Source organism: Pseudomonas cerasi (assembly GCF_900074915.1).
Lineage (GTDB): Bacteria > Pseudomonadota > Gammaproteobacteria > Pseudomonadales > Pseudomonadaceae > Aquipseudomonas > Aquipseudomonas cerasi.
Window position 1 is genome coordinate 4,302,073 of sequence record NZ_LT222319.1, and the last position, 25,201, is coordinate 4,327,273.

Annotated in this window: 25 protein-coding genes and 1 pseudogene; 13 read left to right on the forward strand and 13 right to left on the reverse strand. The window is 58.8% G+C overall.

Features of this window, described 5'->3' with window-relative positions:
* Positions 1 to 32 precede the first annotated feature (32 nt).
* The 8 genes from PCPL58_RS21450 to PCPL58_RS21485 all read right to left on the reverse strand — a co-directional run bounded on the left by PCPL58_RS21450 (position 33) and on the right by PCPL58_RS21485 (position 7,355).
* The gene (locus PCPL58_RS21450) at positions 33 to 791 is read right to left on the reverse strand and encodes a hypothetical protein (RefSeq protein WP_003363522.1); all 759 of its coding nucleotides are present in this window, start codon (positions 789 to 791) and stop codon (positions 33 to 35) included.
* On the reverse strand, positions 784 to 1,059 hold the full coding sequence (locus tag PCPL58_RS21455; protein WP_003363526.1) for a DUF1145 domain-containing protein: 276 nt from the start codon (positions 1,057 to 1,059) through the stop codon (positions 784 to 786). Before PCPL58_RS21455 ends, PCPL58_RS21450 begins: the two co-directional genes overlap by 8 nt.
* Before the next feature lie 244 nt (positions 1,060 to 1,303).
* Positions 1,304 to 2,251, reverse strand: a complete 948-nt coding sequence (locus PCPL58_RS21460) for a DMT family transporter (RefSeq protein WP_044310181.1) — start codon at positions 2,249 to 2,251, stop codon at positions 1,304 to 1,306.
* Between the two features lie 15 nt (positions 2,252 to 2,266).
* Positions 2,267 to 3,364, reverse strand: coding sequence for an arginine deiminase family protein (locus PCPL58_RS21465; RefSeq protein WP_065350402.1), 1,098 nt, complete (start codon positions 3,362 to 3,364; stop codon positions 2,267 to 2,269).
* A gap of 15 nt (positions 3,365 to 3,379) precedes the next feature.
* Positions 3,380 to 4,543: an ATP-grasp domain-containing protein gene (locus PCPL58_RS21470; protein ID WP_060708184.1), complete on the reverse strand. Its 1,164-nt coding sequence runs from the start codon at positions 4,541 to 4,543 to the stop codon at positions 3,380 to 3,382.
* Positions 4,540 to 5,751, reverse strand: a complete 1,212-nt coding sequence (locus PCPL58_RS21475; protein ID WP_065350403.1) for an ATP-grasp domain-containing protein — start codon at positions 5,749 to 5,751, stop codon at positions 4,540 to 4,542. The genes PCPL58_RS21470 and PCPL58_RS21475 overlap by 4 nt, the downstream gene beginning before the upstream one ends.
* A gap of 14 nt (positions 5,752 to 5,765) precedes the next feature.
* Positions 5,766 to 6,653 carry a 2Fe-2S iron-sulfur cluster-binding protein gene (locus tag PCPL58_RS21480; RefSeq protein WP_065350404.1) on the reverse strand — a complete coding sequence of 296 codons (888 nt, stop codon included), beginning with the start codon at positions 6,651 to 6,653 and terminating at the stop codon, positions 5,766 to 5,768.
* 24 nt (positions 6,654 to 6,677) lie between these two features.
* A complete protein-coding gene (locus PCPL58_RS21485; RefSeq protein WP_003363540.1) occupies positions 6,678 to 7,355 on the reverse strand; it encodes an iron-containing redox enzyme family protein in 678 nt (225 codons plus the stop codon).
* Positions 7,356 to 7,401: 46 nt separating this feature from the next.
* On the opposite strand from PCPL58_RS21485, the gene PCPL58_RS31095 reads away from it, so the two are divergent.
* The 3 genes from PCPL58_RS31095 to PCPL58_RS21495 all read left to right on the forward strand — a co-directional run bounded on the left by PCPL58_RS31095 (position 7,402) and on the right by PCPL58_RS21495 (position 8,970).
* Entirely contained in the window at positions 7,402 to 7,731 is a 330-nt protein-coding gene (locus PCPL58_RS31095; RefSeq protein WP_129402392.1) for a hypothetical protein, read from the forward strand.
* A gap of 264 nt (positions 7,732 to 7,995) precedes the next feature.
* A complete protein-coding gene (locus PCPL58_RS21490) occupies positions 7,996 to 8,493 on the forward strand; it encodes a DUF6231 family protein (protein WP_003363541.1) in 498 nt (165 codons plus the stop codon).
* A gap of 3 nt (positions 8,494 to 8,496) precedes the next feature.
* Complete coding sequence (locus PCPL58_RS21495) at positions 8,497 to 8,970, forward strand: YchJ family protein (RefSeq protein WP_003431189.1); 474 nt, start codon at positions 8,497 to 8,499, stop codon at positions 8,968 to 8,970.
* A gap of 129 nt (positions 8,971 to 9,099) precedes the next feature.
* Here the strand turns inward: PCPL58_RS21495 and PCPL58_RS21500 are convergent, their stop codons facing one another.
* Positions 9,100 to 11,535 (reverse strand): TonB-dependent receptor, encoded by a 2,436-nt coding sequence (locus tag PCPL58_RS21500; protein WP_065350405.1) that lies wholly within the window; start codon positions 11,533 to 11,535, stop codon positions 9,100 to 9,102.
* A 111-nt stretch (positions 11,536 to 11,646) separates the two neighbouring features.
* Positions 11,647 to 12,198 carry a hypothetical protein gene (locus PCPL58_RS21505; protein ID WP_065350406.1) on the reverse strand — a complete coding sequence of 184 codons (552 nt, stop codon included), beginning with the start codon at positions 12,196 to 12,198 and terminating at the stop codon, positions 11,647 to 11,649.
* Positions 12,199 to 12,315: 117 nt separating this feature from the next.
* Between PCPL58_RS21505 and PCPL58_RS21510 the strand changes: the two genes are divergently transcribed.
* Entirely contained in the window at positions 12,316 to 12,807 is a 492-nt protein-coding gene (locus PCPL58_RS21510; protein ID WP_065350407.1) for an LEA/WHy family protein, read from the forward strand.
* Positions 12,808 to 12,816: 9 nt separating this feature from the next.
* On the opposite strand, the pseudogene PCPL58_RS21515 reads toward PCPL58_RS21510, so the two are convergent.
* The 3 genes and pseudogenes from PCPL58_RS21515 to PCPL58_RS21525 all read right to left on the reverse strand — a co-directional run bounded on the left by PCPL58_RS21515 (position 12,817) and on the right by PCPL58_RS21525 (position 14,365).
* Positions 12,817 to 13,142, reverse strand: a pseudogene (locus PCPL58_RS21515) (MFS transporter).
* A gap of 189 nt (positions 13,143 to 13,331) precedes the next feature.
* The gene (locus tag PCPL58_RS21520; protein WP_003363552.1) at positions 13,332 to 13,580 is read right to left on the reverse strand and encodes a DUF1654 domain-containing protein; all 249 of its coding nucleotides are present in this window, start codon (positions 13,578 to 13,580) and stop codon (positions 13,332 to 13,334) included.
* 128 nt (positions 13,581 to 13,708) lie between these two features.
* Positions 13,709 to 14,365, reverse strand: a complete 657-nt coding sequence (locus tag PCPL58_RS21525) for a LexA family protein (RefSeq protein ID WP_003431195.1) — start codon at positions 14,363 to 14,365, stop codon at positions 13,709 to 13,711.
* Between the two features lie 158 nt (positions 14,366 to 14,523).
* On the opposite strand from PCPL58_RS21525, the gene PCPL58_RS29980 reads away from it, so the two are divergent.
* The 9 genes from PCPL58_RS29980 to PCPL58_RS21570 all read left to right on the forward strand — a co-directional run bounded on the left by PCPL58_RS29980 (position 14,524) and on the right by PCPL58_RS21570 (position 25,151).
* Entirely contained in the window at positions 14,524 to 14,724 is a 201-nt protein-coding gene (locus tag PCPL58_RS29980) for an SEC-C metal-binding domain-containing protein (RefSeq protein WP_003431196.1), read from the forward strand.
* Between the two features lie 245 nt (positions 14,725 to 14,969).
* Positions 14,970 to 17,444: a penicillin acylase family protein gene (locus tag PCPL58_RS21535; RefSeq protein WP_065350408.1), complete on the forward strand. Its 2,475-nt coding sequence runs from the start codon at positions 14,970 to 14,972 to the stop codon at positions 17,442 to 17,444.
* Between the two features lie 416 nt (positions 17,445 to 17,860).
* Positions 17,861 to 18,907 carry a ligase-associated DNA damage response exonuclease gene (locus tag PCPL58_RS21540; protein WP_010436866.1) on the forward strand — a complete coding sequence of 349 codons (1,047 nt, stop codon included), beginning with the start codon at positions 17,861 to 17,863 and terminating at the stop codon, positions 18,905 to 18,907.
* Positions 18,904 to 20,607, forward strand: coding sequence for an ATP-dependent DNA ligase (locus PCPL58_RS21545; protein ID WP_003431199.1), 1,704 nt, complete (start codon positions 18,904 to 18,906; stop codon positions 20,605 to 20,607). The genes PCPL58_RS21540 and PCPL58_RS21545 overlap by 4 nt, the downstream gene beginning before the upstream one ends.
* A 343-nt stretch (positions 20,608 to 20,950) precedes the next feature.
* Positions 20,951 to 21,733, forward strand: a complete 783-nt coding sequence (locus PCPL58_RS21550) for a transporter substrate-binding domain-containing protein (RefSeq protein WP_003363566.1) — start codon at positions 20,951 to 20,953, stop codon at positions 21,731 to 21,733.
* Between the two features lie 77 nt (positions 21,734 to 21,810).
* Positions 21,811 to 22,539 carry an ABC transporter permease gene (locus tag PCPL58_RS21555; protein ID WP_003363567.1) on the forward strand — a complete coding sequence of 243 codons (729 nt, stop codon included), beginning with the start codon at positions 21,811 to 21,813 and terminating at the stop codon, positions 22,537 to 22,539.
* The gene (locus PCPL58_RS21560) at positions 22,536 to 23,246 is read left to right on the forward strand and encodes an ABC transporter permease (RefSeq protein ID WP_065350409.1); all 711 of its coding nucleotides are present in this window, start codon (positions 22,536 to 22,538) and stop codon (positions 23,244 to 23,246) included. The genes PCPL58_RS21555 and PCPL58_RS21560 overlap by 4 nt, the downstream gene beginning before the upstream one ends.
* 12 nt (positions 23,247 to 23,258) lie before the next feature.
* Entirely contained in the window at positions 23,259 to 24,377 is a 1,119-nt protein-coding gene (locus PCPL58_RS21565) for a succinylglutamate desuccinylase/aspartoacylase family protein (RefSeq protein WP_003431200.1), read from the forward strand.
* A 9-nt stretch (positions 24,378 to 24,386) separates the two neighbouring features.
* Positions 24,387 to 25,151: an ABC transporter ATP-binding protein gene (locus PCPL58_RS21570; protein ID WP_003431202.1), complete on the forward strand. Its 765-nt coding sequence runs from the start codon at positions 24,387 to 24,389 to the stop codon at positions 25,149 to 25,151.
* The last annotated feature ends 50 nt before the right edge of the window (positions 25,152 to 25,201 follow it).

Below are 25,201 nucleotides of genomic sequence, written 5' to 3' on the forward strand. Positions count from 1 at the left end.
CCTTGCACCTGATCCGGACAGGCTCTCGCAGATTACAGACGTTGCAAGATCAACGCGCCTGCCGGTCCCGGAGCACCTGGCAGACCGGGCTCACCCTGTCTGCCAGCCTTGCCGCCTTCAGCGCGGTAGACGATACAGCCTTTGGACGCACCGCCCTTGCCTGCCTTGCCGCCTTCGCCCCCCTTGCCCGCCGCACCACCCGCGACATTCACCTTGATGCGCTCGGCCGGATAGCTCTGTGGCAGTTCAAGACGCACCTGTGCGCCCGCAGCGCCATCGTGACCATTACCGCCGCTGTCGCCGTTATAACCACGCCCGGCCTGGCCCCAGGTACAGCCCGGGTCTTCGCCCGTGCCGCCGTCCAGCCCGGCATAGCCTGGGCTGCCTGCGCCACCACGGGCGTCAATCGACAGTTCTTCGGCATTCAGGCTCTGCAGGCGCAGGGTCAGGTTGCGCCCTGGCCGTGCCGGTTTCTCGAAAGTACCCGGCGCGCCCCGCGCGGTGATCTGGCTGCCGGTGCCGAACTCACCGTGCAGCACGACCATATTGAACGCCTGCACACCAGGGACGATGGCGATTCGCGCTTCGTGCCCCAGCACCAGCTCGCCAATCTTCACATCATCGATCCCGGCCGGGATCAGCAGAGTGCCGTAGTCGGCCACTTCAAGGCGCTCGACCTGCAGAACGCTGCTGTTGCCAGGCAGACGCATCAGCGAGTGTGGCGCAACAATGATTGCCTGGGCCATGGCCAGAGGGCTGAACAGTGCCGCCAGCAGAACGAGCTTACGCATGAGTGTGCCCCCTGACCGAACGGCCGATGGATTGAACGTGAAAGATGCCGAAAAGAATGATTTTGCCCCGGTCGCGCCACGGATGCCGGCGACCGCGCAGGCTGCCGTTGAACAGAATCAGCTCCAGCAAATGAGTCAACAACAGCACCGCGCCTGCCATGTCGATCATCACGCCAAACGGGCTGGGCGCCTCAATCGCCGCGTTGACCAGCACCACCAGCCAGAAGCCCAGCATCAATATCTTTCCCAGCCCCCAAAACACCTTCATTGCCTGCCCACCCCTTGTCATGATCCATTACGAAATTGCAGTCTTCGCATGCTTTTCGTCGCCGCACAGTAGACGTGCTGTACGCCGAATATGCCAGCGGTGTGTTGAAAAAGATCCGCAATGATCTCGACGCAAGACAATGTTTGTGTTCGGCAATACTGCAATCAAGGATAGCGGACACCAAAAAGCCCTGTCACAAAGGATGCAGGGCTTTTTGCAGGACCTCTGATGTGTATCGAGCCTGTCAGGCCTCGCTGGGAGTCTTGGCCTGGACGACTGGACGTACCACCGGCACCGGGCGCTTGTACCACCAGACACCTGCCAATACTGCAGCAACGCCAACCCATTGCACGAACGTGAGCTGCTCATCGAAAAAGAAGAAACCGATCAAAATCGCCACCACCGGACGGGCCAGTGCAGAAACAGAGGCCAGTACCACATCGACGTGCCTGAGTGCATATGCCATCAGGCCATGGCCCAGAAGCTGGCTGATCAGCGCGAGCAACGCAATGACCACCCAGCCGTACACGGTGTCCGGCAGAACCTTCGGACTGGTGAGCAAAGCGATGGGCAGTAACAGCACTGCACAGGTAAAGCTGTTCCAGATAATAATCTTGCGAGACGTGAAGCAGTCGCGCAACGACTTGATCATGATCAGGTAGATCGCATAGAAAAGCGCCGAGTTGAGGGCCAGCAGGTCGCCGGTCACGCTCTGACTGGAAAATGCCACGCTGGCACTGCCGTCAAACACCAGCAGACAGGCCCCGCCGATACTCAGGGCCAGCGCCAACACTTGATAGATGCCGATTTTTTCCTTCATGAACAGATAGGACAGCAGCGCCACGAACACCGGGGACAGGTTCATCAGGACCGACGTGTTGGCCATGCTGGTCAGCTTGACCGCCCAGTGATTGGACAGCAGATCCACACACGACACCACGCCCGACAGCACCAGCAACCAGAGCATCGCCCGCCGGCTGCGCGCCGTACCGACGGTCCCGGTCTCAGTGTTTTTACCTGCTGGCCAGGCAGCCAGCGCAGAGGCCATACCGCCCGCCATGAACATTCGCAGCATCAGGGTAGACGTGGCATCCACTTCACTGAGTTTGACGAACGCAATGGCGGAGGCCACACCGATGGTACTTATGATCAGTGCCAGAACGGGCAGAAACGCCTTATTACCCACCTTCATGACGGTCCCTCGAAGTTATAGGAGTTGAGTGGCGCAATGAATGCCGCCAAACTGCTTTTGATGCTCTGTACAGGCGATCAGATGAACATGACAGTCATGCTCAGCCAACTGATCAAGCAGGCGCACCGGGGCGTTCTGATCGATCCAGACATGGTTGCCCAATGACAATGCATTTGCGCACCATGCAGCCATCATTTCTTCGTCCAGCGGTATCAGCCCGATGCCCGCGACCTGTGCTGCCTGGCGAAGCGTCAGGTCCTTGTCAGTCAGTTGCCAGCCCGATGACACGCGCCGATAAACGTTGGCCAGGGATCGGTCGGCGGCGTCCGCTCTTTTCGCGTCGACCAGCAGGGCGTCGCGCAGCAGGCAGGCGTAGTGATCCAGGTGAAACTGTTCCGGATTGCGCCATACGTCCTGCACCGCCAGCACAACTTCCCCCTTGAGCAGGTTTGAAGCCAGCAAGAACTCCAGCACCGGGAGCTCGGTACGAAAGCCGGTGTTGATCACGGATACGCGTTCATTTTCCAGATAGTCGCCGCCCTCAAGCACCTGATCGAGTTCGACGGGAACGTGACCATGTGCAGCGACCACCTGCTTCACCACATCAACCTCACGCGCCCTGTCCTGACGCTTCAGACGCCCGAAAACCGGCTGTCCACCTACGCTCATGAAGTGGTCCCGCGGAAACAGAAGTCCGTACAGCGGTTGAATCCGGTAGCTCTCGTAGGTAGCGTCCGGACTGATCCGGCCCAACTCGTCATCGTCATGCAGCCGCAGCTCAGGCTGGTTGATGATGATCTCGGCCAACTCCTGCCGACTGCAGCGGAACAATTGCTGGTGAGCAAGCTGCTGGCGCCCGTGTTCGACGTTGTCGGCAAAGCGCAATGCATGCCTTGCCAACCGCCGCATATCCTCGATGGCGACATGCGGACCGTCCTCGCTGAACAGCGCATCGGACAGGAAGACGGTCGGGAAACCCGCTGCATTGAACGAACTGGCCATAGCCATGACATCGGCATCTGCCTGCCGAAGCGAATACGGCTGCTGCGATTCCATGAATACCGACATGGAAACAGGCTGCACGACAGAGGGAAGCTGCAGGAGCACTTTCATCCAGGGTTCCAGAAATCAGGTTGCGCGAATCGACGTCTGCAAAATATTCATGCACTGCACAATGGCCTGCTCTATCGCAGCCTGGCTGTCGGCGGCGAAGTGCAGTCTGGCGGGGATATCCTCGTAGCTGAACGCACTTGAATCGCCCTGAGACTGCACGCTGCTATACGTCAGCAGCGGATGGGAGAGCTCCATCTGCGGATCGAAGGTGAACCCGCCGGGGAACGGATTGGGCATCATCAGAAAACCGGTGATTCGGGTGTCTAGCGGAGCGATAGCCACTTCGAGCGCGGCGCGGGTCCAGAGCTCATACAGGTCGATCCCCTCGCTGCGCAACGCGACAAACGGAATCTCGCCGCCACCGACGCGACCGCCGATCTCCAGAAACACCAGCTCGCCACGACGCTCGATGATTTCCAGGTGAATGGCCTGGTTGTGCAGGTTGAGACGCAGGCAGACTTCTTCGGTGAACGCGCGAACCCGCGCGATGAATGCCCGGTCATCGACTGTGACCGAGCCGAGCGGCAGGCCGTTGCGAAAGTCCAGGCAGGTGTTCAGGTACTTGGACACCTTGAAGTACGGCATGCTGTCGGCCGCCAGTATCGCGTCGACATGATAAATATCGCCTTCTATATATTCTTCGACTTCGTAGCCATTGAAATCCGGCAGGTCGGGTATGTCTTCCAGGCGTTCGATCTTCACCACGCCGTCCGAGGCGGCGCCAACCTGGGGTTTCAGGATGACCGGAAAGCCGTGCTCGCGACAGAAGGCTTCGACGCCGCTGCGCGACGCTACATTCCGGTACTGAGGATAACGAACCGAAGAACCGGTCAAGGCTTCCTTCATGCTCGCCTTGTTACGGCACAGCAGGTTATCGGCGACCTTGGCACCAGGTATGTTGAATTCGGTACGCACCAGCGCAGCGGCATCCAGATCGTATTCCGAAAAGGCGATCACGAAATCGACGGGCTGACGACGATGAATGGCCCGCGCTTCCTGAAGTATCAGATCGGCGTCCAGTACGCTGACTTCGACCACATTGGCGCTGACCTGCGGATCAATCAGTCGCGAGTGCCCTGCCAGTGATATGTAGGAGACATCGACCTGCGAGTGATCGATGTAGTTGCGGTAGTCCGAAAGCTCGTCGTCATAGCGGTTGATGATCAGGACATGCTTCATACGATTCCAACCTCTGTGTGTACCCGCCCGACGAGGCTTCTTACAAGCGCCTCGTCGGCGCCGCCGAACATGACGTAGCCAATTCTTGAGGTCCAGTCCTGATCGGAGCCCAGAGCATCTCCGGACCGGTAATACACCTGATGCGAGAGGTAATACGGACTGTCGAAAATGTCGGAGAGCCCCTGCAGTTCGGTAAATTCGCTCTTGTCGCCTCGGGGGATGAAGGCGATGGCACTGACGCCGTTCGCACATGGCACGGTGCGACTGTCGATGTCCAGGTACTCACACAGCGTCTCTTTGGCCAGGTCAATGCCGCTGGCACGCCTGATCAACTCGACGATATTGTCGCCTGGAAGGCGGGCCGCCAGTTCAACCGCCACCGGCTGACCTTGTGGCGTTACACGCAACTCCAGATGGAACGGCCCGACGTTGAGCTTTATGGCCTCAAGCACCGCCAGCGAGTATTCGGTCAGCACCTTGCGAAACCCTTCGTCATAGCCCTGGCCCACAATGTGACCGACTTCGACGAAGTACGGCTCCGAGCCGAGCAGTTTTTCCGTGATGGACGCAAGGGTGACGCTGCCATCGCTGCGCACGATGCCTTCGACACTGTATTCCGTGCCGGGAATGTACGCTTCGACAATCAGCCGGCCACTGGCAGTAAAGCCGATGTCGTCGGGCAATGATTGACGGAATGTCTGCACCGCTTCGATCAACTCTTCATGACTGTAGAGCTTGCGCACACCGATGCTGCCCGCCATATCGATCGGCTTGACCACCGCCGGAAAGCTGAAGCCCTCCGGCACCGATACCGGGGCGTGGGCATCCAGAAGGAAAAAGCCGATAGTGCTCAGCCCCGCGTCAGTCAGCCGACTGCGGAAATTGAATTTGTTGCGCACTTTCTGTACTGCACTGTCGTGCAGATGCGTTGTGCCTGACGCAGCCCCCAGGCGCGCGGCCATGGGCACGGCGTACTCCACACCGGGAAGAACGGCGCGGATGTTTCCCAACTCATTGATTTTCTCTAGCTGTGCATCGAAATCACCGGTGTCGATTTTGATGACCTGACGCACCTTGGCCCGCAACTCAGCGTTGAGCTCCTGCTCGCCACCGTCACAGGAAAACACATAGACATCGACGCCCAGTTGCTGCGCCGCATTGATATAGTTAATGCCGGATGAAACAGGATCAATGACAACGATGGACATGGCTCAGTCTCCGACTATCCAAAACTTTCAAGTTCACACAAGGGAAGGTTCTTTAACTTGCCGATCACCCCATCCGACCCGACGCCGATGGTGAGCGTGTCGTGCATCAAGTATTCGCCAATGGCGAAGTCAGGGTGGGTCCATTCGGAAAATGGAAAGTTGGTGACCTGAACGTCGCATTCAACCGTCTTGCGAAAGACCTCTATACACCCCGCGTGATAATCGCTTAGGCCTGCACGATTGACGGCGTAAATGGCAACTTCACTAATACCGTACTTCGTCACCAGTTCCTGTGCACGGCTCAGTGCCGCCCCCATTCCACTTCCACCGCTCACGACATTCAAATGACTCAGGGACTGTTCATAGACCGGCAAGGCAGGACTTGCAATTGAATACTCCAACGGTTCGCCAATTGGCCACTGCACCAATAAGCCCGAGAACAGGCCACCCTCACGCAACTTCACATGGCAGGTCAGGCTGTCGTAATCCTTGCCACCCAAGGTGACCACGGAATAACTTCGTACCGCTGAACCCTCGGGGTATTTCAAGCTGATGACCGACTTGGCGTTATAAAAAACCTTTTTGACCTCAAGCACGACTTCCATGATTTGCCCGGACAGAATCCGTTTGCTTTTCAGCCTGGCCTTATGAAAAGTGCTGATCGCAACGCGGATATCAATATCCGTTTCAGCACGACTGACGCATGGCAAAAAGGCTTCATTCAAGGCAACGACTTTTCCCTGTTCCAGAACGCGACCCGAAACAAGTGTGCACTTGCACACTCTGCACACCCCTTTGAGACACCCCCTTACCAACGCTTCATGAGGAAGGGCATCGGTAAGGGGGTGCTGGCTCTCGGCGGTGTAAGTCTGGTCTCCAATACGAACACTGTAGATTGCCATTACACCGACCTTGAGTAAGGTGTATTAAAGCGTTGCTGCACGCAGGGCCTGGAAGTACTCACCGACCATCGGCACGAATGCCTTGATATGAACGACAGCCTTTTGCAGATCCTTCTCATCCTTGATAACCGACGCCAGCATGTTGTTCATCATGCCGCTGTGGTCCTCGGCTTCGTCGAAAGCCACGTGCGAAGCCGCTCCGCTGACCGCTGGCTGGCCCATGCTGGCGCTGGCCTTCTGAGTGATGAACGAGCTGTACTTGTCGCCGTAGTATTCGAGGAACCAGTCCCAGGTGATCGAGGACAATGGCCCGAACTTGCTGACGCAGAAGTTCAGGTAACCCATGAGTTTCCAGGTTTCCGGAAAGGCGAACTGCGCCTGAATATCGGAAGGGGAATAGCCGTACGTAGCGAGGTCCTGACCGAACATTTCGTCGTGGCCGAACTCATCATACAAATAGTAGGACAATTGTTTGGCCGCGGAAATGTTATCGACCGCCGCAACCTGTACAGCCCGTGCGTCCAGTTCGTTGTTCATGTGAATGCGGATCACGCACTCCAGGATATGACGCTTGTAATAAGACTCATTGAACCAGTCGCCTTTATGGAACTCGCCCATGACAGTGTCTTTTTTGAATTCTGCTTCCAGGCAGGCGTCAACGGTGCTTTCAAGCGTCTTTAGCATCTCAGCGGTGGATATCATCGTTTGCTTCTCTCCATGTTAATCATTAATGGCTTAATGACATTTAATGTTCAGCGCCATGCTGAACCGTGTTATCCGTATCACAACAAAACAAATGACCGACGGCCTGAACCGAGAGCAAAAGCTGATCGAGTGGTCAAACAGCGATTGCGTAAAACAAAAAATGACGTCAAACAGGCGCCCCAGCCTATTGCCAGATGCGGCAGCTGAACAACCAGCGTTTTTAATAGCTGCACCGGCACGCACCCGAATGACCCGGGCAATATCATTGCTTTGCGTATTCAAGGCGCACAGAAAAGCGGTTCATCATAATGAACGCCGCACGCCTAATAGCCCGTGGTCAGAATATTCTGCATGCCCGCCGGACACACAGTAAGTGCCACGCCTTTATCAAGGCATCGCAGAAAATACAATTGAGTTACATTGAAGGTGTTTAGGCGTCGCGTCCATGCAGTCACTCTTGGGATCCAATTTGTGCCGGGGATCCTAATACCTCTTAAAACAGCTTGCAAGTAACTTTATAATCTAAGTATCTGCCAAATGGCTTAATGAACCAGTCGCTGCACCTGAAGGCCCGTGAACGACGCTTTCCAGACCTCGCCGGGCAGGCTAGTCTTGTCAGCCAACCAGAGGACTTTCAATGACCGTCGGCTACTCGAACCGTACGCCCCAACAAGCGCTGGCTGCCTTGCTCGATCGCTATGCGCCGCAGCGCCTGCTGTTGATCGGCGCTCAGGCGTTCCCGGCGTTGCAGGCCTTTCAGGAGGCCCATCCGCAGACCGAGGTCGCGCTGGCCGAACCCGGTGCGCTGCCTGCCCATCTGGCTGCGCAACGTTTCGATCTGGCGCTGGTGGTCGATTGCCTTGAGCACATCCCCAAGCGTACCGGCCTGGAACTGTTGGGTGGCATCCGCAACCTCAACGCCAGCCGCATCGCGGTGCTCGCCGATTTGCAGGCCTGCGGCTGGCAGGAGACGGATTTTTTCTCGCTGGCGTTGCAGTCCAGCGAACGCTTCGCCCGCAACGAGCAGGTACTGAACCTGTTTACGTACGATTTGCGTGAGTACAAACAGGTGCCCGACTGGCTGAACGCGAAGTACTGGGCCAACCCGGAGAATTTTGGAAAGTATTGGTGGTGACCTATGAGTAGTGCCATTTGCCCTTGCGGCAGCGGCGATCTGTTGCTGGCCTGCTGCGGTCGCTATCACGCAGGTCAGCCTGCACCCGGCGCGGAAAAGCTGATGCGCTCGCGTTATAGCGCCTATGTGTTGGGGCTGACCGACTATCTGGTACAGACCACTTTGCCGGTGCAGCAAGACGGGCTGGACCGTGAGGCTATCGCGCAGTGGAGTGCGCAGAGCACTTGGCTGGGGCTGGAGGTGGAAAGCTCGGAGGTGTTCGGCGGCAAGCCGGAGCATGCGTTCGTGACCTTTACCGCTCGCTGGCATGATGGCAATGGTGAGCACAGTCATAAGGAGCGTTCGTCGTTCGTGCAGAATCAGGGGCGCTGGTATTTTATCGACTCTACCGTGCCGTTGAGGGCTGGGCGTAATGATGCGTGTCCGTGTGGCAGTGAGCAGAAGTTCAAGAAGTGCTGCTCGGCTTATGTGGACTGAGTTGCGTCTCTTTGCTTGAGCGTCGAGAACTCTGCGGTTGACCATCGTTCCCACGCTCCGCGTGGGAATGCAGTTCGTGACGCTCTGCGTCACACAGCGGTCTGCCTTATCAGGTGGATTGGGCTCACCTTAAAACTCCAATTGCGCCGAGAACGCGACGGTGCGTGGGTCGCCCAGGTAGCTGCTGTTGAGCCAGTATTCCTTGTTGGTCAGGTTGCTGACGTTGACGCGCAGGGTCAGGTCGTTTTCTGAGAGGCGCAAACGGTAGCGGGCTCCGGCGTCGAAGGTGGTGAAGGACGGCAGGTCGTTTTCGTTGCTTTGATCGGTGTATTGTTTGCCGGTGTAGAACGCCCCACCAGTCATGGCCAAGCCTGGTACCGGGTTGATGTCGTATTCGGCATAGACCTTGGCCAGTTGTTTGGCGACGTTGGTCGGCACGTTGCCTTCATCCGCGGCGACGCCGGTTTTCTTGATTTTCGGGTCCAGTAAGGTGAAGCCGCCAACCACAGTCAGTTCCGGAATGACCTTGCCGGTGACGCTGAATTCCAGGCCGTTGTTTTCCTGACGTCCGTCAACCACGTAAATGTTGCCACCCGTGGTGTAGCCGTTGGGCTTTTCGATGTTGAACAGCGCCAGGGTCAGCAGGGTTTCGCCCAGCGTCGCCTTGGCACCAATTTCGTATTGCTCGCTGATTTCAGGCGCAAACGCCTGGCCGGCATTGAGCGTACCGCTAGGCGCGACGCCACCCGATTGCAGGCCTTCTATATACGTCGCATAGGTGGTCAGCCACGGCAGTGGTTTATAGACCAGCGAGATGTTTGGCGAGGTCTTGCTTTCATTGTATTTCGTCTCGGTTTCCGCCGAGCCGAACGCCTTGGCATAGACGAACTCGTTGGCGTAGGTTTTGATCTGCGTGTTGGTCACACCCAGGATCGTTGACCATTGTTCGTTGAAGGTGATGACGTCACCGATCAGGACATTGTTGCTTTCCGAACTGTTGGCCAAGCGCTGGTCGCCATGCCCGATCGAGTACGACGGTTTACCGACCTGAGGCGTCTGGTCCAGCGGTATTGTGCCCACCGGCGAGGTGTATTGCGGGCCTGGCTGATCGGGCGTGTACGGGATGTGATCCTCGTACTGTTTCTGGCGCGAGGTATTGCCCTGATAGCCCACGGTGACCTTGTGACCGATGAAACCGGTATCGAACGCCGCATCGAGAAACAACGAGCCGGTCTTTTCTTCGGTTTCAATCGGGGCGAAGGCATACAGCGGCTGTGAGTAAAGACCCGCGCTGTAGACCGTCGGCCCGGTATAGGTGTTCTCCGAGGTGTACTGCTGGGCAGCGAAGGCTGCGCGCAAGGTGAACGTATCGTTCAAGCGCCATTTGGCGCGAACACCGGCCTTGTCGGACTCATAATCGGAAAACGACCACTTCTGGCTGTAGAGCTTGTCGTTGTCCAGTGATGCCGCGCTGGGACGCAGGGACTGGTCACCGAAATACCAGTAGCTGGTCAGGCCGCGAATCTCGGTCTTCTTGTGCGAGGCGTCGAACTGCACCAGCAGGTCGTCGGACACGTTCCAGTCCAGCGCCAGGGAAATCATCTCGCGACGCCGCTTGTTCAGATCGACGGCCGTTTCGCCATCCTGGGTCAGCACATTGAGGCGATAGGCGAATTTGCCCTCGCTGTCGATCGGCCCGCCGAAATCACCGTGCAGGTAGTAATTCTCACCCCCGGCATTGCCCAGGGTGACGCTGTTGTAGCGTTGATAGGTCGGGCGCTTGAGCACGTAATTGACCAGCCCGCCCGGCGAGGCCGGGCCATACAGAAAGCCGGTCAGCCCGGTAATGACTTCCAGCTGTTCCATCTCTTCCATGTAGTTGCTGCCGTCGGCACCGTTGGTGAAACGCAGGCCATCATTGGCGATGTTCAGGCTGCCCGCGCTGCTGAAACCACGAATGTTGACGGCACTGGCGTAGCCGGCGCTGGTCGGCGAGTACATCTGGGTGAACGGGTTGTGCTTGATGACATCGTCCAGCGAGGTGGCCTGGATGTTTTTCAGCAATGCCTGAGGCGTGACACTGATGGAATAAGGCGTGTCCTGCAGCCTCATGCCACCCAGCGCGCCGACGCTGCTGACGGTCTCGCTGCGATAACCCGCTGCTTCCGAACCTTCGACGGGCGTGCTATTGGCGTTGATGTTGACGTCCGACAGGTTCAAGGCGTTCTGTTCCATGACCATCAGCGTGTAGGTGCCAGCGCTGCTCTGCACCAGTTGCAGACCGCTGCCACGCAGGGCCTCGCGCAAGGCCGTCGCCGCATCGAAATTGCCTTTCACCGCCGAGCTGGTTTTGCCGGCGACCAACGCCGGGTCAAGACTCAGTGCCAGACCACCCTGGCTGGAGATCCGATTCAGCGTGGTCGCCATGGGGCCTGCGGGCAGATCATAGGCAACCACGCTGGCCTGCTGCGCCGCCATCGACAGCGGGCTGGTCAGAGGCGTGCACAGGGCGATCGCCACGGCCAACAGACTGGGACGCAGAAGGGTGTCTAACGAACGGGACATCGGGCAACTCCTGATGGAATACTTCTCAATGCCTGTTAGCCGGACGAACGCTCGAAAGTAACAGGGCTGATTGAAAATAATTCCGTTTCAGGATTCAGCGGGCTCGCAGCATCACTCCGGGATGATCTTCAGATGTGACGTATCGGGCGCCTCCTGCGACTCGGGCTTTTCCACCTGTCCCATGTCGCTGCCCACAGGGGCCAGGCTCAAACGCGAGAGATCCAGCAGCGGCGCAACAGGCTGAGGCTTGCCGGGCAGCAACTCGACGCCCGCTTCTGCAACCGAGTAGTCCGGCGCATCGACGTCCACAAAAGCCGCCATGTAAGCGTCGCGCGGTTTGATCTGCAAACGCCCCGGACTGACCGAGGTCTTGCGCAACCAGGTCGGTGCGTCGGGCGGCGGCGCCAGTTCGACTTCTTCCATGGGCGGTGGCGTATTCATTTCCAGCACACTCACCAGAGCACCTGCGCGCTCCAGGGTGGCGCGGTATTTTTCTGCGGTTGCGGCGTCGAGATTGTTTTTCAGAACCAGTCGGCGCCCCGAGAACAGGAGGTCCAGACGTTCAGCATCCGCATTGAACAGCTTGCCAAGGTTAGCCCTTACCTTCTCGGGTTGTGCTCCGGCGACGAGTTCAGCGCTGAAGACAATTTCGTAGAGATTCATGGAAGAAGACACCGATATGCACGTCAGTAAAAGTATGGCGTAGCGTGATACAGCGCAATAAGCGCGTTGCCGTTGAACGTCGAGTTGGTAGACTCAGGCGTCAAAGGGAGCACATCCATGTTTTTTCAGGCGCACATTACAAGAATCATAAGCCTTGCGTTGATCCTGTTCGGGCTCGGCGGATGCTCACTCCTGAGTTTTGACCGCACTCAGGAACCGAAAGTGCATTTGCTGAAGGTCCAGGTGGTCAAGGCAAGGCTGACACAGCAGGATTTCAAGCTGTACTTCGAAGTTGAAAACCCCAATGAAGACAGCTTGCTGGTGCGTGGCCTGAAGTACAAGATCACCCTCAATGACGTGGTCCTCGTCGATGACACGTTCAGCGACTGGTTTGTCGTCGACGGTAATAGCCGCAAAACCTTTGTGGTGCCGATTCGCACCAACCTCTGGCGCTACGCACGGTACATCGCTCAACTGCTGAAAAAGCCTGATGAGCTGATCCATTATCGGCTGGACGGCAAGCTCAAGACCGGCATCGTATTCAGGCACAACGTCCGCATCGGCACATCAGGCGATGTGCTGCCGCACGACCTGATCCAGCGCCGATGATCATTCCGGCTATCCGCCCAGCTTGCCCTTGATCAGTTCCAGAAGAAACTTCCAGATGTCCGCGGCCCACAATGCCCGATTGACGGCACTGATCAGCGCACCGCCGAACGATCCCAGCAGAAACCCCACGCCCGTGGTGTTGCGCGGGTCTGCCACGCCAAGGTAATCACTGGCAATGCCGGTGAGAAACACAGCACAAGCCACACCGGTCACCAGAAAAACCAGCCAGGCACGCCAGTCAAGCAGACCTGCCTTATGCCACCAGCCAGAAATGATCGCACCCACCCGGCTACCAGCCATTCGCCTCGGTCTGCCAAACCATTCAAGATATCCATCGCTTCTGACTCCGTTCAAGAAATACAGCCGTTCACGAACACAGAAAAATTCAGACACTGGGGGACCTGCCGGGAATTGCTGCGGCGTCGGCACCGTTCAAAAATCAGAAAATTAAGCATACTTAAAAAAACAGGTAAACATATGCCATCAACCCACCGCGCTACCGGGCGAGCATCAGAGGCTTGAGGTCAATTGTCGATGTAGCGCTGCCAGCCGATCCTTATCGAACCGTCTGGCTGACGGTCAATCTCGATGCCTTCGGTCTCTTCGATTTCCTGCAGCACCACGTTCCAGCTGTCCAAGGGCTCATCATCACGACGGACGACGATGACCCACTGGGTCTTTTGAACATTCGGCGCGGAGACCAGCCGTTGAATGCGCTTGCCGATCTGTTCGTAGGAAGACCTGCCTGTCGATCCATTATTACTGCCAGCCATGATAGCCTCCGAGGCATAACTGTATATAAATACAGTATTCCAGCTGCATGAACCTCGCACGCATTTCGTAGGACTTGTCCTGCCGAGCATCTTGGACAAAAATGCCCGCACGCCCTGCCACGCAGGGCTTACAGCCTGCCGGTCATCCTCACGGCCACGCCGATAATGCGACAGTCGGCACCGCACTCGATCATTTTGTACGCCGGGTTCAAGGGCTTCAGGTAGCGTGTGCCACCATCCTCGACCAACTTCTTGAACGTCGCCTCGTTGCTGGCGGGCAGCTTGGCGATGACCAGCCTGCCAGGCTGCACGTCGGCCTCCGTGTCCACCAGAATAAGCATCCCTTCCGGCACGCTGACGCCGGTGGGTGCGGTCATCGAATCGCCCTTGACCTCCAGCCAGAATGCCGGCCCCTTGGAGTCGTAGTCGGAGATTTCATAGCGGTCGGAAAAACCGTCGGGGTAAGGCTGAACCGCCTCTTCCCACGAGCCTGCCGAGACCCAGCTGATCACCGGATAACGGAAGGACATTTTCGGCTGATCGATCAGCGCAACGTTGGCGTCGAAGGCAGGCGCCTTTTCCGGCCCCTCGCCAATCGCCAGCCACTCGGCACGAAAGCCCGTGGCACGAGCCAGTGCGTAAAGGTTTTCCGGCCTCAGGCTCTTGCTTTCTCCGCTGATCCACTGGGTGACGGCAGAGTTGGCCACGCCGCAAAGTGCGGCAATCTCACCTTTCTTCAGGCCACTGGCGGCGATTGCCCTGGCGATGCGTTCCTGTCGGGTCATGGAGTTGGCTCTGCACATGAAATAAAGAACGCTGAAAAACGCTCGACTAAAACTAAGCATACTTAAAAATCGATGCTATGCGAATCCTGATATGGCGGTACTGCTTTGCCATGATTTGCGGGATAATGCGCGCCAGTTTTAATTGCGGAGTAAAACCGATGAACCAGCAAGCCCATGTGCATGGCCCCGATTGCGACCATGATCACGATCACCACGACCACCAGCACGGCCATGTACACGGTCCGAACTGCGGTCACGCCCATCAGGAGCCAGTGCGCAATACCCTAAAGGATGTCGGTCGTAACGATCCCTGCCCATGCGGCAGCGACAAGAAATTCAAGAAATGCCACGGCGCGTAAGGCGCGGAGCATTCTGACGACGGCCTGCATTGCAGGCCGTTTTCATTTGAGCGTGCTGCATGCCTTCAGTTAGGGACCTAAGGCATGTAGCCACTGGCTGCCATGTAGCGCAGAGCGTTGCGAACTAAAGGCGTCTGGTCAGCCTCTGCAAAATCCTGAAATAAACTAGTCCGTGCCGCTTGCGTGCGGCTTGCCTGCTCTCTAACGTAGCGGCTTTTGTACGTTACCCCTCCAGGAGCTTGCCCATGGCCTCGCCAGCCCTTCGTCATTTTCTACCCCGATTCGGCGCTGCCGCCGCTGCGGCGAGCTTCCTGAGCCTTGCCGGCTGCCAGTTGGGCGGCGGCGATCCCGAGACCGTGCTGCCTGTTTCCGGGACGTTCCCGCTCAAAGGGCTGGCGCAAAATGTTTCGGTGCGCCGCAACACGATGGGCATGCCGCTGATAGAAAGCAGCAGCTACCACGATGCGCTGTTCACGCTGGGCTACGTTCATTCCGGTGATCGGATCAGTCAGATGCTCGGCATGCGCCTGCTGGCGCAGGGCCGTTTGTCGGAAATGGCCGGCGCCGATGCGCTGGACGTCGACCGCCTGATGCGCTCGGTCAACCTCAAGCAGAATGCCAGCGACCTGTACAACGCCGCATCGCCACGCTTGAAACGCTTCTTCGATGTCTATGCGCGCGGCGTGAACGCCTACCTGTTCCGTTATCGCGACAAGCTGCCTGCCGATATCGCCAGTTCGGGCTATAAGCCGGAATACTGGAAGCCGGAAGACTCGGCGCTGATCTTCAGCCTGCTCAACTTCAGCCTGTCGGTCAACCTGCAGGAAGAGCTGTCGGCGCTGGTTCTGGCGCAGAAAGTCAGCGCGGACAAGCTCGCCTGGCTACTGCCGACCTACCCTGACGAAGAATTGCCATTTGCCGAAGCCGACAAGCTCAAGGGCCTGAACCTGAACAATCAGGTCACCGGCCTGAGCGATCTGAACAGGATCGCCCTGCAGCTCTCGGACCTGAACATGCTCGGCGTCGCGGCCTCCAGCAACTGGGCCATCGCGCCACAACGCAGCCGAAACGGCAAGAGCCTGCTCGCCAGTGACATGCAGCTGCCTGCCGGGCTCAATTCTGCCTGGAGCTTCGTGCAGATCCGCGCACCGAAATATCAGGTGTCCGGTGTCACCATCGCCGGTATGCCGCTGGTGCTCAGCGGTTTCAACGGCAAACTGGCGTGGAGCATGAGCAACGTCAAGGGCGACAACCAGGACCTGTTTCTGGAGAAGATCAAGCGCGAAGGCAACCGCGTCTCCTATATGGCTGACGGCAAATGGCTGCCAGCGGCGGCTCATCAGGAAACCTTTCTGGTCAAGGGCGGCAGCCCGCTGCGTGAAACCGTGTACGAAACCCGCCACGGCGCGCTGCTCAACGCCTCTGCAACCCCGCCCGGCAACGGTTTGAGCCTGGCACTGCAGGTTCCGACCTTCAAGGACGACAAGAGCCTGGATGCGTTCTTCGACCTGTCCCGTGCGCCTAACGTCGAGAAAGCCTTCGATACCAGCCGCGAGATTCGGGCGATCACCCTGAACATGATCTTTGCCGACGCCTCGAACATTGGCTGGCAGGTCACCGGCCGCTTCCCGAACCGCCGTGAAGGCCAGGGCCTGCTGCCTTCGCCGGGTTGGGATGGCAAGTACGATTGGGACGGCTTCGCCGACTCGATGCTCCACCCCTATGATCAGGATCCGCGCCAGGGCTGGCTTGCAGCGGCCAACCAGCGCACGATTCCGAAAGGCTACGGCATGCAGCTCTCCAACTCGTGGGGCTACCCGGAGCGCGCCGAGCGGATTGCCGAACTCGCCAACGGCGGCAAGCAGGACCTGCGCAGCACCATCGCCATGCAATACGACCAGACCACGACGTTCGCCGCCAAGCTCAAGACCATGTTCCAGGCGCCGGGCATGAGCAAGCCGCTCAAACAGGCCATTGATGCTCTGCCCGAAGCTGAGCGCAACAAGGCCCGCGAAGCGCTCACGCGCCTGATGGCGTTCGATGGCAAGCTCAGTGCGACTTCGGCTGATGCGGCGCTGTACGAGCTGTTTCTGCAGGAAAGCGCCAAGCAGATTTTCCTTGATGAGTTGGGCCCGGAAACCAGCCCTGCCTGGCAGGCACTGGTGGCCAACGCCAGTTCATCCTACTCGCCACAGGCCGACCACTTGCTGGGTCGCGATGACAGTCCGTTTTGGGATGACGTCAAAACCGCGCAGAAGGAAGATAAACCGGCCATCCTTGCGCGCAGTTTGGCGGCCGCCATCACCAGCGGCGACAGCCTGTTGGGCAGCGATCACAAGGCCTGGCAATGGGGCAAACTGCACCGCGACAACTGGGCCTCGACCAGCCCGCTGGCCAAACAATTGGGTGGCGGCGAGTTCAACCGTGGCGCCACAGCAGCGGGGGGTGATCACACGACGCTGAACGTGTCCGGCTTCGAGTGGGGCAAGGGCTTCGACGCCCGCATGGCACCCGGTCTGCGCATGATTGTCGACTTCAGCCTGGTCGAACCGATGACCGGCCTGATCAGCACCGGCCAATCCGGCAACCCGGCCAGCCCGTATTACGCCAACAGCATCGAGCCGTGGCAGAAAGGCCAGTACCAGTCGATTCCGGTGCAACAACAGAACTACGAAAAAGGCTACGGCAAACAGCGCCTGACGCTGACGCCGGGCAAGTAAGCGCCGAAAGGGAGCATGGGCACGAGGATGTTCTCCAGGACACCTATCGTTCCCACGCTCCAGTGTGGTAATGCCTTTCGTGACGCTCCGCGTCACACAGCGGTTCTGTGGTGTCAGGTGGATTTAGGCTCGACTCAAGTCACCTTTTCGCCCCTCGTCGAGTTACTTTGATGAGGCCAAAGTAACCAACGCCTTTCGCTCCGGTTTCCGGCCCGACTTCGTCGGGTTCCTTCGTCCTGTCACTTACGTCGCACTCGGCGTCGTCTGTGCCATCGCGACAAAAAAGCGCTTTTATGCACGATAGTGTTCTTTTGGACATTTATCGCACCTCACGCTCCGCAGCCCTCACGCAAACTCCCCGAACTTCCAGATCCTTACCGGCTCATAGCTAACAAGCCCATCCATACGGTTGCCCCATGGATCTTGTCGTTGCACGCCCCGAAGGTTTGTACTGCCCACCCGGTGATTTCTACATCGATCCATGGCGTCCTGTCGAACGGGCAGTCATCACCCACGCGCATGGTGACCATGCCCGTACCGGCAACGAGCATTACCTGTCAGCGGCCAGTGGCGAGGGCATTCTGCGTTCGCGCCTCGGGCAGGACATTAATCTGCAGACCCTGGAATATGGCGAAACCATCACCCATCACGGCGTGAAACTGAGCCTGCATCCGGCCGGGCATGTGTTGGGGTCGGCGCAAGTGCGACTGGAGTACCAAGGCGAGGTCTGGGTTGCTTCCGGCGATTACAAAGTCGAGCCGGACGGCACGTGTGCGGCCTTCGAACCGGTGCGCTGTCATACCTTTATCACCGAATCGACCTTCGGCCTGCCGATCTATCGCTGGGCACCGCAGGCGCAGATATTCGAAGGCATCAACCAGTGGTGGCGTGCCAATGCAGCCCAGGGCAAGGCCAGCGTGTTGTTCGCCTATTCGTTCGGCAAGGCCCAGCGCATTCTGCATGGCATCGACGCGCAGATCGGGCCGATTCTGGTCCACGGCGCCGTTGAACCGCTGAACCGTGTGTATCGCGAGGGCGGCATCTACATCCCCGAAACCCAATACGCCGGCGATTTCAAAAAGACCGATCCCGCACTGCGACAAGCGTTGATTCTCGCCCCGCCTTCGGCAGGCGGCAGCAGCTGGATGAAGCGCTTTGGGGAATACAGCGATGCGTTTGCCAGCGGCTGGATGATGCTGCGCGGCACACGACGCCGGCGCGGTGTGGATCGTGGTTTTGTGCTGTCCGATCACGCCGACTGGCCGGGCCTGCTATGGGCTGTCGAACAGACCGGCGCCGAACGCGTCATGGTGACCCACGGTTCGGTCGGCATACTGGTGCGCTACCTGCGTGAACTGGGCCTGGATGCGCAAGGCTTCAGCACCGAATACGGCGATGAAGAAGACAGCAACCCGGCAACAAGCGAACCCGAGGCGGCAGGCACGGGTGAGGCTCAGTCATGAAAGCCTTCGCTGAACTCTACGCACAACTGGACGCGACTACGTCAAGCAACGCCAAACTTGCCGCCATGCGCGACTACTTCGAAAAGGCGGCTGCAGAGGACGCCGCCTGGGCGGTGTACTTTCTGTCAGGCGGACGTCCACGGCAACTGGTGCCTACTCGTGTGCTGCGCGAGCAGGCAATGACCCTGGCAAATCTGCCGGAATGGCTGTTCGAAGAAAGCTATCAGGCGGTCGGCGACCTGGCGGAAACCCTGTCGCTGTTACTGCCCCAGGCCGACCACAGTAATGACGAAGGTCTGGCCACCTGGATGGAAGACAAGCTGTTGCCATTGCGCGGCCTGCCGCCTGAAGAACTCGCCGAGCGGTTGCCGCTGTTCTGGTCGCAGCTGGACCGCAGCAGCCTGATGGTCTGTATCAAGCTGATCACCGGCAGCTTCCGCGTCGGCGTGTCCAAGCTGCTGGTCACCCGTGCGCTGGCAGCGCTGGCAGACATCGACAGCAAGCGTGTCGCACAACGACTGGTGGGCTACACCGACCTGTCGCACCGACCCAGCGCCGAACGCTATTTGAAGCTGATCGCGCCTGAATCCGAAGATGAGCACGCCCAACGCGGCGGCCAGCCCTACCCGTTTTTTCTCGCCCACTCCCTGCAACAGCCCGCCGATCAGTTCGAGGAGTTGCTCGGTCCGGCGCAGAACTGGCAGGTGGAATGGAAGTGGGACGGTATTCGCGCGCAACTGGTCAAACGTGACGGACGCTTGTGGATCTGGTCGCGCGGCGAGGAGCTGGTGACCGACCGTTTTCCGGAGTTGCACAGCCTGGTGCAGTGCCTGCCGGACGGCACGGTGATCGATGGCGAAATCGTGGTCTGGAAAGCCCCCGATGCGAACCCCGATGCCGATGCGGAGTTTGCCTTGAACAGCGATGCGCCTGCGGCTGCGCCCTCGGTTCAACCGTTCGCCCTGCTGCAACAGCGCATAGGCCGAAAGACGCTCGGCAAAAAGATTCTTGCCGACGTCCCGGTCGTGGTGCTCGCCTATGACCTGCTGGAGTGGCAAGGCGATGACTGGCGCAGTCGCCCGCAACATGAGCGCCGTGCGCAACTGGAAGCGCTGATCGAAACCTGCCAGAGCGAGGTGCTGATGCCCTCCCCGGTGCTCAGCGGGAAGGATTGGCTCGATCTGGCCACCCAGCGCGAGGCCTCTCGCAGCCTGGGCGTCGAGGGCATGATGCTCAAGGCTCGCGACTCGTTGTATGGGGTCGGTCGCACCAAAGACATGGGGGTGTGGTGGAAATGGAAAATCGATCCGTTCAGTGTCGACGCCGTGCTGATTTACGCGCAACGCGGTCACGGACGACGCGCCAGCCTGTACAGCGACTACACCTTTGCAGTGTGGGACGGCCCGCCCGACGCCAGTGAACGCACCCTGGTGCCGTTCGCCAAGGCCTACTCGGGGCTGACCGATGAAGAAATGCGCAAGGTCGACGCCATCGTTCGCAAGACGACGGTGGAGAAATTCGGTCCGGTCAGCAGCGTCACCCCGACGCTGGTGTTCGAGCTCGGCTTTGAAGGTATCGCGCTGTCGAAGCGCCACAAGAGCGGCATCGCGGTGCGTTTTCCGCGCATGCTGCGCTGGCGGCAGGACAAGCCGGTCGCCGAAGCCGACAGTCTGGCGACGCTGCAGGACCTGCTGAACTAGAGCACCAAAAAGACGCACGGTAAATACTGTGCACCTTTTTGAAACACCGACGAACGAATCATCCCGTCTCCATGCAGGAAACTTCCCGATTCGCTACCAATCTTCCGCTCTTTCTTACCTGAACAAGCATCTTGTGTAGGACCGGGCGATGAACACCAGCCCTGTAAGCGCGCATGGGCGGCCTATTGCCAGCCGTTTATATGAAATAGCGACAACCCCTTATATTTCAAACGCACGTTCGTTCCTCTGGTTCGGAAATTGCTAACCAATGCCTGTCTGGCACTTGCCGGTAGCACGCTTCGCGTATTCCCAACGCCCCATTTAAGGTTTTAAGGACTGAACAATGAAAAAAGCATGGCTGACTCTTTCTGCACTGGCTCTGTGCATCGCCGCCGGTAACACCATGGCCAAGGAATACAAGGAACTGCGCTTCGGCGTCGATCCATCTTACGCACCGTTCGAGTCCAAAGCGGCCGACGGCAGCCTGGTCGGTTTCGATATCGATCTGGGCAACGCGATCTGCAAAGAGCTGAAAGTCACCTGCAAATGGGTCGAAAGCGACTTCGACGGCATGATCCCTGGCCTCAAGGCACGCAAATTCGACGGCGTCATTTCCTCGATGACCGTGACCCCGGCTCGCGAAAAAGTCATCGACTTCTCCAACGAACTGTTCTCCGGCCCGACCTCGCTGGTGTTCAAGAAAGGTGCAGGCCTGACCGCCGACCCGGCCAGCCTGAAAGGCAAGACCGTGGGCTATGAGCAAGGCACCATCCAGGAAGCCTACGCCAAGGCCGTACTGGACAAGGCTGGTGTATCCACCAAGGCCTATGCCAACCAGGACCAGGTTTACGCCGACCTGACTTCGGGCCGTCTGGACGCTTCTATCCAGGACATGCTGCAGGCCGAACTGGGCTTCCTCAAATCGCCAGCCGGTGCCGACTACGAAGTCAGCAAGCCTGTCGACAGCGAACTGCTGCCGGCCAAAACCGCCATCGGCATTGCCAAGGGCAACAAGGAACTCAAAGCGCTGCTGGATAAAGGCATCAAGGCGATGCACGACGACGGCACCTATGCTGAAATCCAGAAAAAACACTTTGGCGACCTGAATCTCTATAGCGGTAAATAACACCCCGACGCCCATCGATTTCGGCGATGATTCGTCGCCCGATCGGTGGGCGTTTTTGTTGGTAACAAGGCCTATCCATGCTCGATGCACTCATGCAAAACCTGGGACTCTCGGCATTCAGCCTGAAGGGCTTTGGCCCGCTGTTGCTGGAAGGCACCTGGATGACCGTCAAACTGGCTGTGCTGTCGCTTGCTCTGAGCATTCTGCTCGGACTGATCGGGGCCAGCGCCAAACTGTCGAGCTCGGCGCTGCTGCGCGTGCCGGCGCAAATTTACACGACACTGATCCGTGGTGTTCCGGACCTGGTGTTGATGCTGCTGATTTTCTACAGCCTGCAAACCTGGCTCACCATGCTGACCGACGCGATGGAATGGGAATACATCGAGATCAACCCGTTCGGCGCAGGCGTCATCACCCTGGGCTTCATCTATGGTGCGTATTTCACCGAGACGTTTCGCGGCGCGATCCTGTCCGTACCTCGCGGTCAGGTGGAAGCAGCGACAGCCTATGGACTGAAACGCGGCCAGCGCTTTCGTTACGTCGTGTTCCCGCAGATGATGCGTTATGCGCTGCCGGGCATCGGCAACAACTGGCAGGTGCTGCTCAAGGCGACTGCGCTGGTGTCGATCATCGGCCTGGCCGATCTGGTCAAGGCGTCACAGGACGCGGGCAAGAGCACCTATCAGCTGTTCTACTTTCTGGTGCTGGCGGCATTGATCTACCTGCTGATCACCAGCGCCTCGAACTTCGCCCTGCGTTGGGCTGAGCGGTATTACGCCGCAGGCAGCCGGGAGGCACAGCGATGATCGAATTGCTGCAGGAATACTGGAAGCCCTTCCTTTATACAGATGGCGTCAACGTCACCGGCCTGGCGATGACCATGTGGCTGCTCAGCGCCTCCATCGCCATCGGCTTCTGCGTGTCGATCCCGCTGTCGATTGCGCGGGTGTCGAAAAACCGCTGGGTGCGCTGGCCGGTGCAGTTCTACACCTACCTGTTTCGCGGCACGCCCCTCTATATACAGTTGCTGATCTGCTACACCGGCATTTACAGCATTGCTGCGGTGCGTGAACAGCCGATGCTTGATGCGTTCTTTCGCGATGCGATGAACTGCACGATCCTGGCCTTCACTCTGAACACCTGCGCCTACACCACGGAGATCTTTGCCGGGGCGATCCGCAGCATGGCCCACGGCGAAGTCGAAGCGGCCAAGGCCTACGGCCTGACCGGCTGGAGGCTTTACGCCTGCGTGATCATGCCGTCGGTGCTGCGCCGTTCGCTGCCGTATTACAGCAACGAAGTGATCCTGATGCTGCACTCGACCACCGTGGCCTTTACCGCCACGGTGCCGGACATCCTGAAAGTGGCGCGGGACGCCAACTCTGCCACTTTCATGACCTTCCAGTCCTTCGGTATCGCCGCCGTCATGTACCTGACCGTGACGTTCATTCTGGTCGGGCTGTTCCGCCTTGCCGAACGCCGCTGGCTGGCCTTTCTCGGCCCGGCCCATTAATCAGGACTGAACATGCGCCACCACACCCATGACTTGCTGTCGCCAGTGCCCGGCACTGGCCGGCAGATCCACAGCTTCCATTACGGTCCGCAAAACGGCACCGGCAAAGTCTATGTCCAGGCGTCGCTGCATGCCGATGAGCTGCCAGGAATGCTGGTGGCCTGGTACCTGAAGCAGCGTCTGGCCGAACTGGAAAATGCCGGGCGCCTGCTGGGCGAAATCGTTGTGGTGCCCGTCGCCAACCCGATCGGTCTGGAACAGGTGCTGATGGACACCCCGCTGGGCCGCTACGAGCTGGAAAGCGGCCAGAATTTCAATCGCTGGTTCAGCGATCTCGGCACTCAGGTCGGTGATGACATTGCAGCCCGACTGACTGCCGACGCAGAGCACAACCGCGCACTGGTCAGGGACAGCCTGCTGGCGGCGCTGAATGCCCTGTCGGCGACCACCCAGTTGCAATCGCTGCGTCTGACCCTGCAGCGCCTGGCCTGCGACGCCGACATGGTGCTGGACCTGCATTGTGATTTCGAGTCGGTCGAGCACCTGTACACCACGCCCGAGGCCTGGCCAAAAGTCGAACCGCTATCACGCTACCTGGGCGCGCAAGCCAGCCTGCTGGCAACCGACTCAGGCGGGCAGTCGTTCGATGAGTGCTTTACGCTGGTCTGGTGGCAATTGCAGCAACGCTTTGGCGAGCGTTTTCCGATTCCCATGGGCAGCTTTTCAGTGACCCTGGAGCTGCGCGGGCAAGGCGATGTGAACCATGCGCTGGCCAGCCGCGACTGTCAGGCGATCATCCATTACCTGATCGACGCCGGCATCATCGACGGCGATCTGCAGCCGCTGCCCGAACTGCTCTACCCCGCTACGCCACTGGCAGCGGTCGAACCGGTGGCTACGCCGGTCGGCGGCCTGCTGGTGTTCTGTGCGATGCCTGGCGAACACGTCGAGGCCGGCCAGCTGATTGCCGAGGTCATCGACCCGATCAGCGACACCGTGACCTGCATCCATGCCCTCAACGCAGGCCTGCTGTATGCGCGTTCGCTGCGCCGCATGGCGACTGCCGGCATGGTCATTGCGCACATCGCCGGCACCCAGGCCTATCGCAGCGGCTATCTACTTTCTCCTTGAGGACCTGTCATGCAAAAACTGACCATCGATGGCCTGCACAAAAGCTATGGCGACAATCACGTGCTCAAAGGCGTATCGCTCAAGGCCAGCAGCGGTGACGTCATCTGCCTGATCGGGGCCAGCGGCTCCGGCAAGAGCACCTTTTTGCGCTGTATCAATTTTCTCGAACAACCCAGTGACGGGGCGATGAGCCTGGATGGCAAGCAAGTGCGCATGGTCAGCGACAAGGACGGCATGCGCGTTGCCGACCCAGATGAGCTGCAGCGTATCCGCACGCGGCTGGCGATGGTGTTTCAGCACTTCAACCTGTGGGCGCACATGACCGTGCTGGAAAACATCACCATGGCGCCGCGCCGGGTTCTGGGCGTGCCCAAGGCCGAAGCAGAGGCGCGCGCGCGCAAATACCTGGAAAAGGTCGGTCTGCCGGAGCGTGTTGCCGATCAGTACCCCGCGTTTCTTTCCGGTGGTCAGCAGCAGCGCGTGGCCATTGCCCGTGCGCTGGCGATGGAGCCGGAAATCATGCTCTTCGACGAGCCGACATCCGCGCTGGACCCGGAGCTGGTCGGTGAGGTGCTGAAAGTCATTCAAGGCCTGGCTGAAGAAGGCCGGACGATGATTCTGGTGACCCACGAAATGGGTTTCGCACGCAAGGTGGCGAGCCAGGTGGTGTTCCTGCACCAGGGCCAGATCGAAGAGTCCGGCCACCCGGACGAAGTACTCAACAATCCGAAAAGCGAGCGTTTGCAGCAGTTCTTGAGCGGCAATCTGAAGTAGCACTGATTGCTGCGTACACACGTCTGGCCCCCCCCCTCAAATCTCGTTCC

Coding starts and splice junctions, on each gene's coding strand:
- PCPL58_RS21465 (WP_065350402.1), bottom strand. CDS start 3,364: ATGAAAGTGCTCCTGCAGCTTCCCTCTGTCGTGCAGCCTGTTTCCATG.
- PCPL58_RS21525 (WP_003431195.1), bottom strand. CDS start 14,365: ATGACCCGACAGGAACGCATCGCCAGGGCAATCGCCGCCAGTGGCCTG.
- PCPL58_RS21500 (WP_065350405.1), bottom strand. CDS start 11,535: ATGTCCCGTTCGTTAGACACCCTTCTGCGTCCCAGTCTGTTGGCCGTG.
- PCPL58_RS21510 (WP_065350407.1), top strand. CDS start 12,316: ATGTTTTTTCAGGCGCACATTACAAGAATCATAAGCCTTGCGTTGATC.
- PCPL58_RS21540 (WP_010436866.1), top strand. CDS start 17,861: ATGGATCTTGTCGTTGCACGCCCCGAAGGTTTGTACTGCCCACCCGGT.
- PCPL58_RS21485 (WP_003363540.1), bottom strand. CDS start 7,355: ATGATATCCACCGCTGAGATGCTAAAGACGCTTGAAAGCACCGTTGAC.
- PCPL58_RS21490 (WP_003363541.1), top strand. CDS start 7,996: ATGACCGTCGGCTACTCGAACCGTACGCCCCAACAAGCGCTGGCTGCC.
- PCPL58_RS21570 (WP_003431202.1), top strand. CDS start 24,387: ATGCAAAAACTGACCATCGATGGCCTGCACAAAAGCTATGGCGACAAT.
- PCPL58_RS21555 (WP_003363567.1), top strand. CDS start 21,811: ATGCTCGATGCACTCATGCAAAACCTGGGACTCTCGGCATTCAGCCTG.
- PCPL58_RS21505 (WP_065350406.1), bottom strand. CDS start 12,198: ATGAATCTCTACGAAATTGTCTTCAGCGCTGAACTCGTCGCCGGAGCA.
- PCPL58_RS21455 (WP_003363526.1), bottom strand. CDS start 1,059: ATGAAGGTGTTTTGGGGGCTGGGAAAGATATTGATGCTGGGCTTCTGG.
- PCPL58_RS21545 (WP_003431199.1), top strand. CDS start 18,904: ATGAAAGCCTTCGCTGAACTCTACGCACAACTGGACGCGACTACGTCA.
- PCPL58_RS21450 (WP_003363522.1), bottom strand. CDS start 791: ATGCGTAAGCTCGTTCTGCTGGCGGCACTGTTCAGCCCTCTGGCCATG.
- PCPL58_RS21550 (WP_003363566.1), top strand. CDS start 20,951: ATGAAAAAAGCATGGCTGACTCTTTCTGCACTGGCTCTGTGCATCGCC.
- PCPL58_RS21495 (WP_003431189.1), top strand. CDS start 8,497: ATGAGTAGTGCCATTTGCCCTTGCGGCAGCGGCGATCTGTTGCTGGCC.
- PCPL58_RS21535 (WP_065350408.1), top strand. CDS start 14,970: ATGGCCTCGCCAGCCCTTCGTCATTTTCTACCCCGATTCGGCGCTGCC.
- PCPL58_RS21560 (WP_065350409.1), top strand. CDS start 22,536: ATGATCGAATTGCTGCAGGAATACTGGAAGCCCTTCCTTTATACAGAT.
- PCPL58_RS21475 (WP_065350403.1), bottom strand. CDS start 5,751: ATGTCCATCGTTGTCATTGATCCTGTTTCATCCGGCATTAACTATATC.
- PCPL58_RS31095 (WP_129402392.1), top strand. CDS start 7,402: ATGTTCAGCGCCATGCTGAACCGTGTTATCCGTATCACAACAAAACAA.
- PCPL58_RS21565 (WP_003431200.1), top strand. CDS start 23,259: ATGCGCCACCACACCCATGACTTGCTGTCGCCAGTGCCCGGCACTGGC.
- PCPL58_RS21470 (WP_060708184.1), bottom strand. CDS start 4,543: ATGAAGCATGTCCTGATCATCAACCGCTATGACGACGAGCTTTCGGAC.
- PCPL58_RS21480 (WP_065350404.1), bottom strand. CDS start 6,653: ATGGCAATCTACAGTGTTCGTATTGGAGACCAGACTTACACCGCCGAG.
- PCPL58_RS29980 (WP_003431196.1), top strand. CDS start 14,524: ATGAACCAGCAAGCCCATGTGCATGGCCCCGATTGCGACCATGATCAC.
- PCPL58_RS21460 (WP_044310181.1), bottom strand. CDS start 2,251: ATGAAGGTGGGTAATAAGGCGTTTCTGCCCGTTCTGGCACTGATCATA.
- PCPL58_RS21520 (WP_003363552.1), bottom strand. CDS start 13,580: ATGGCTGGCAGTAATAATGGATCGACAGGCAGGTCTTCCTACGAACAG.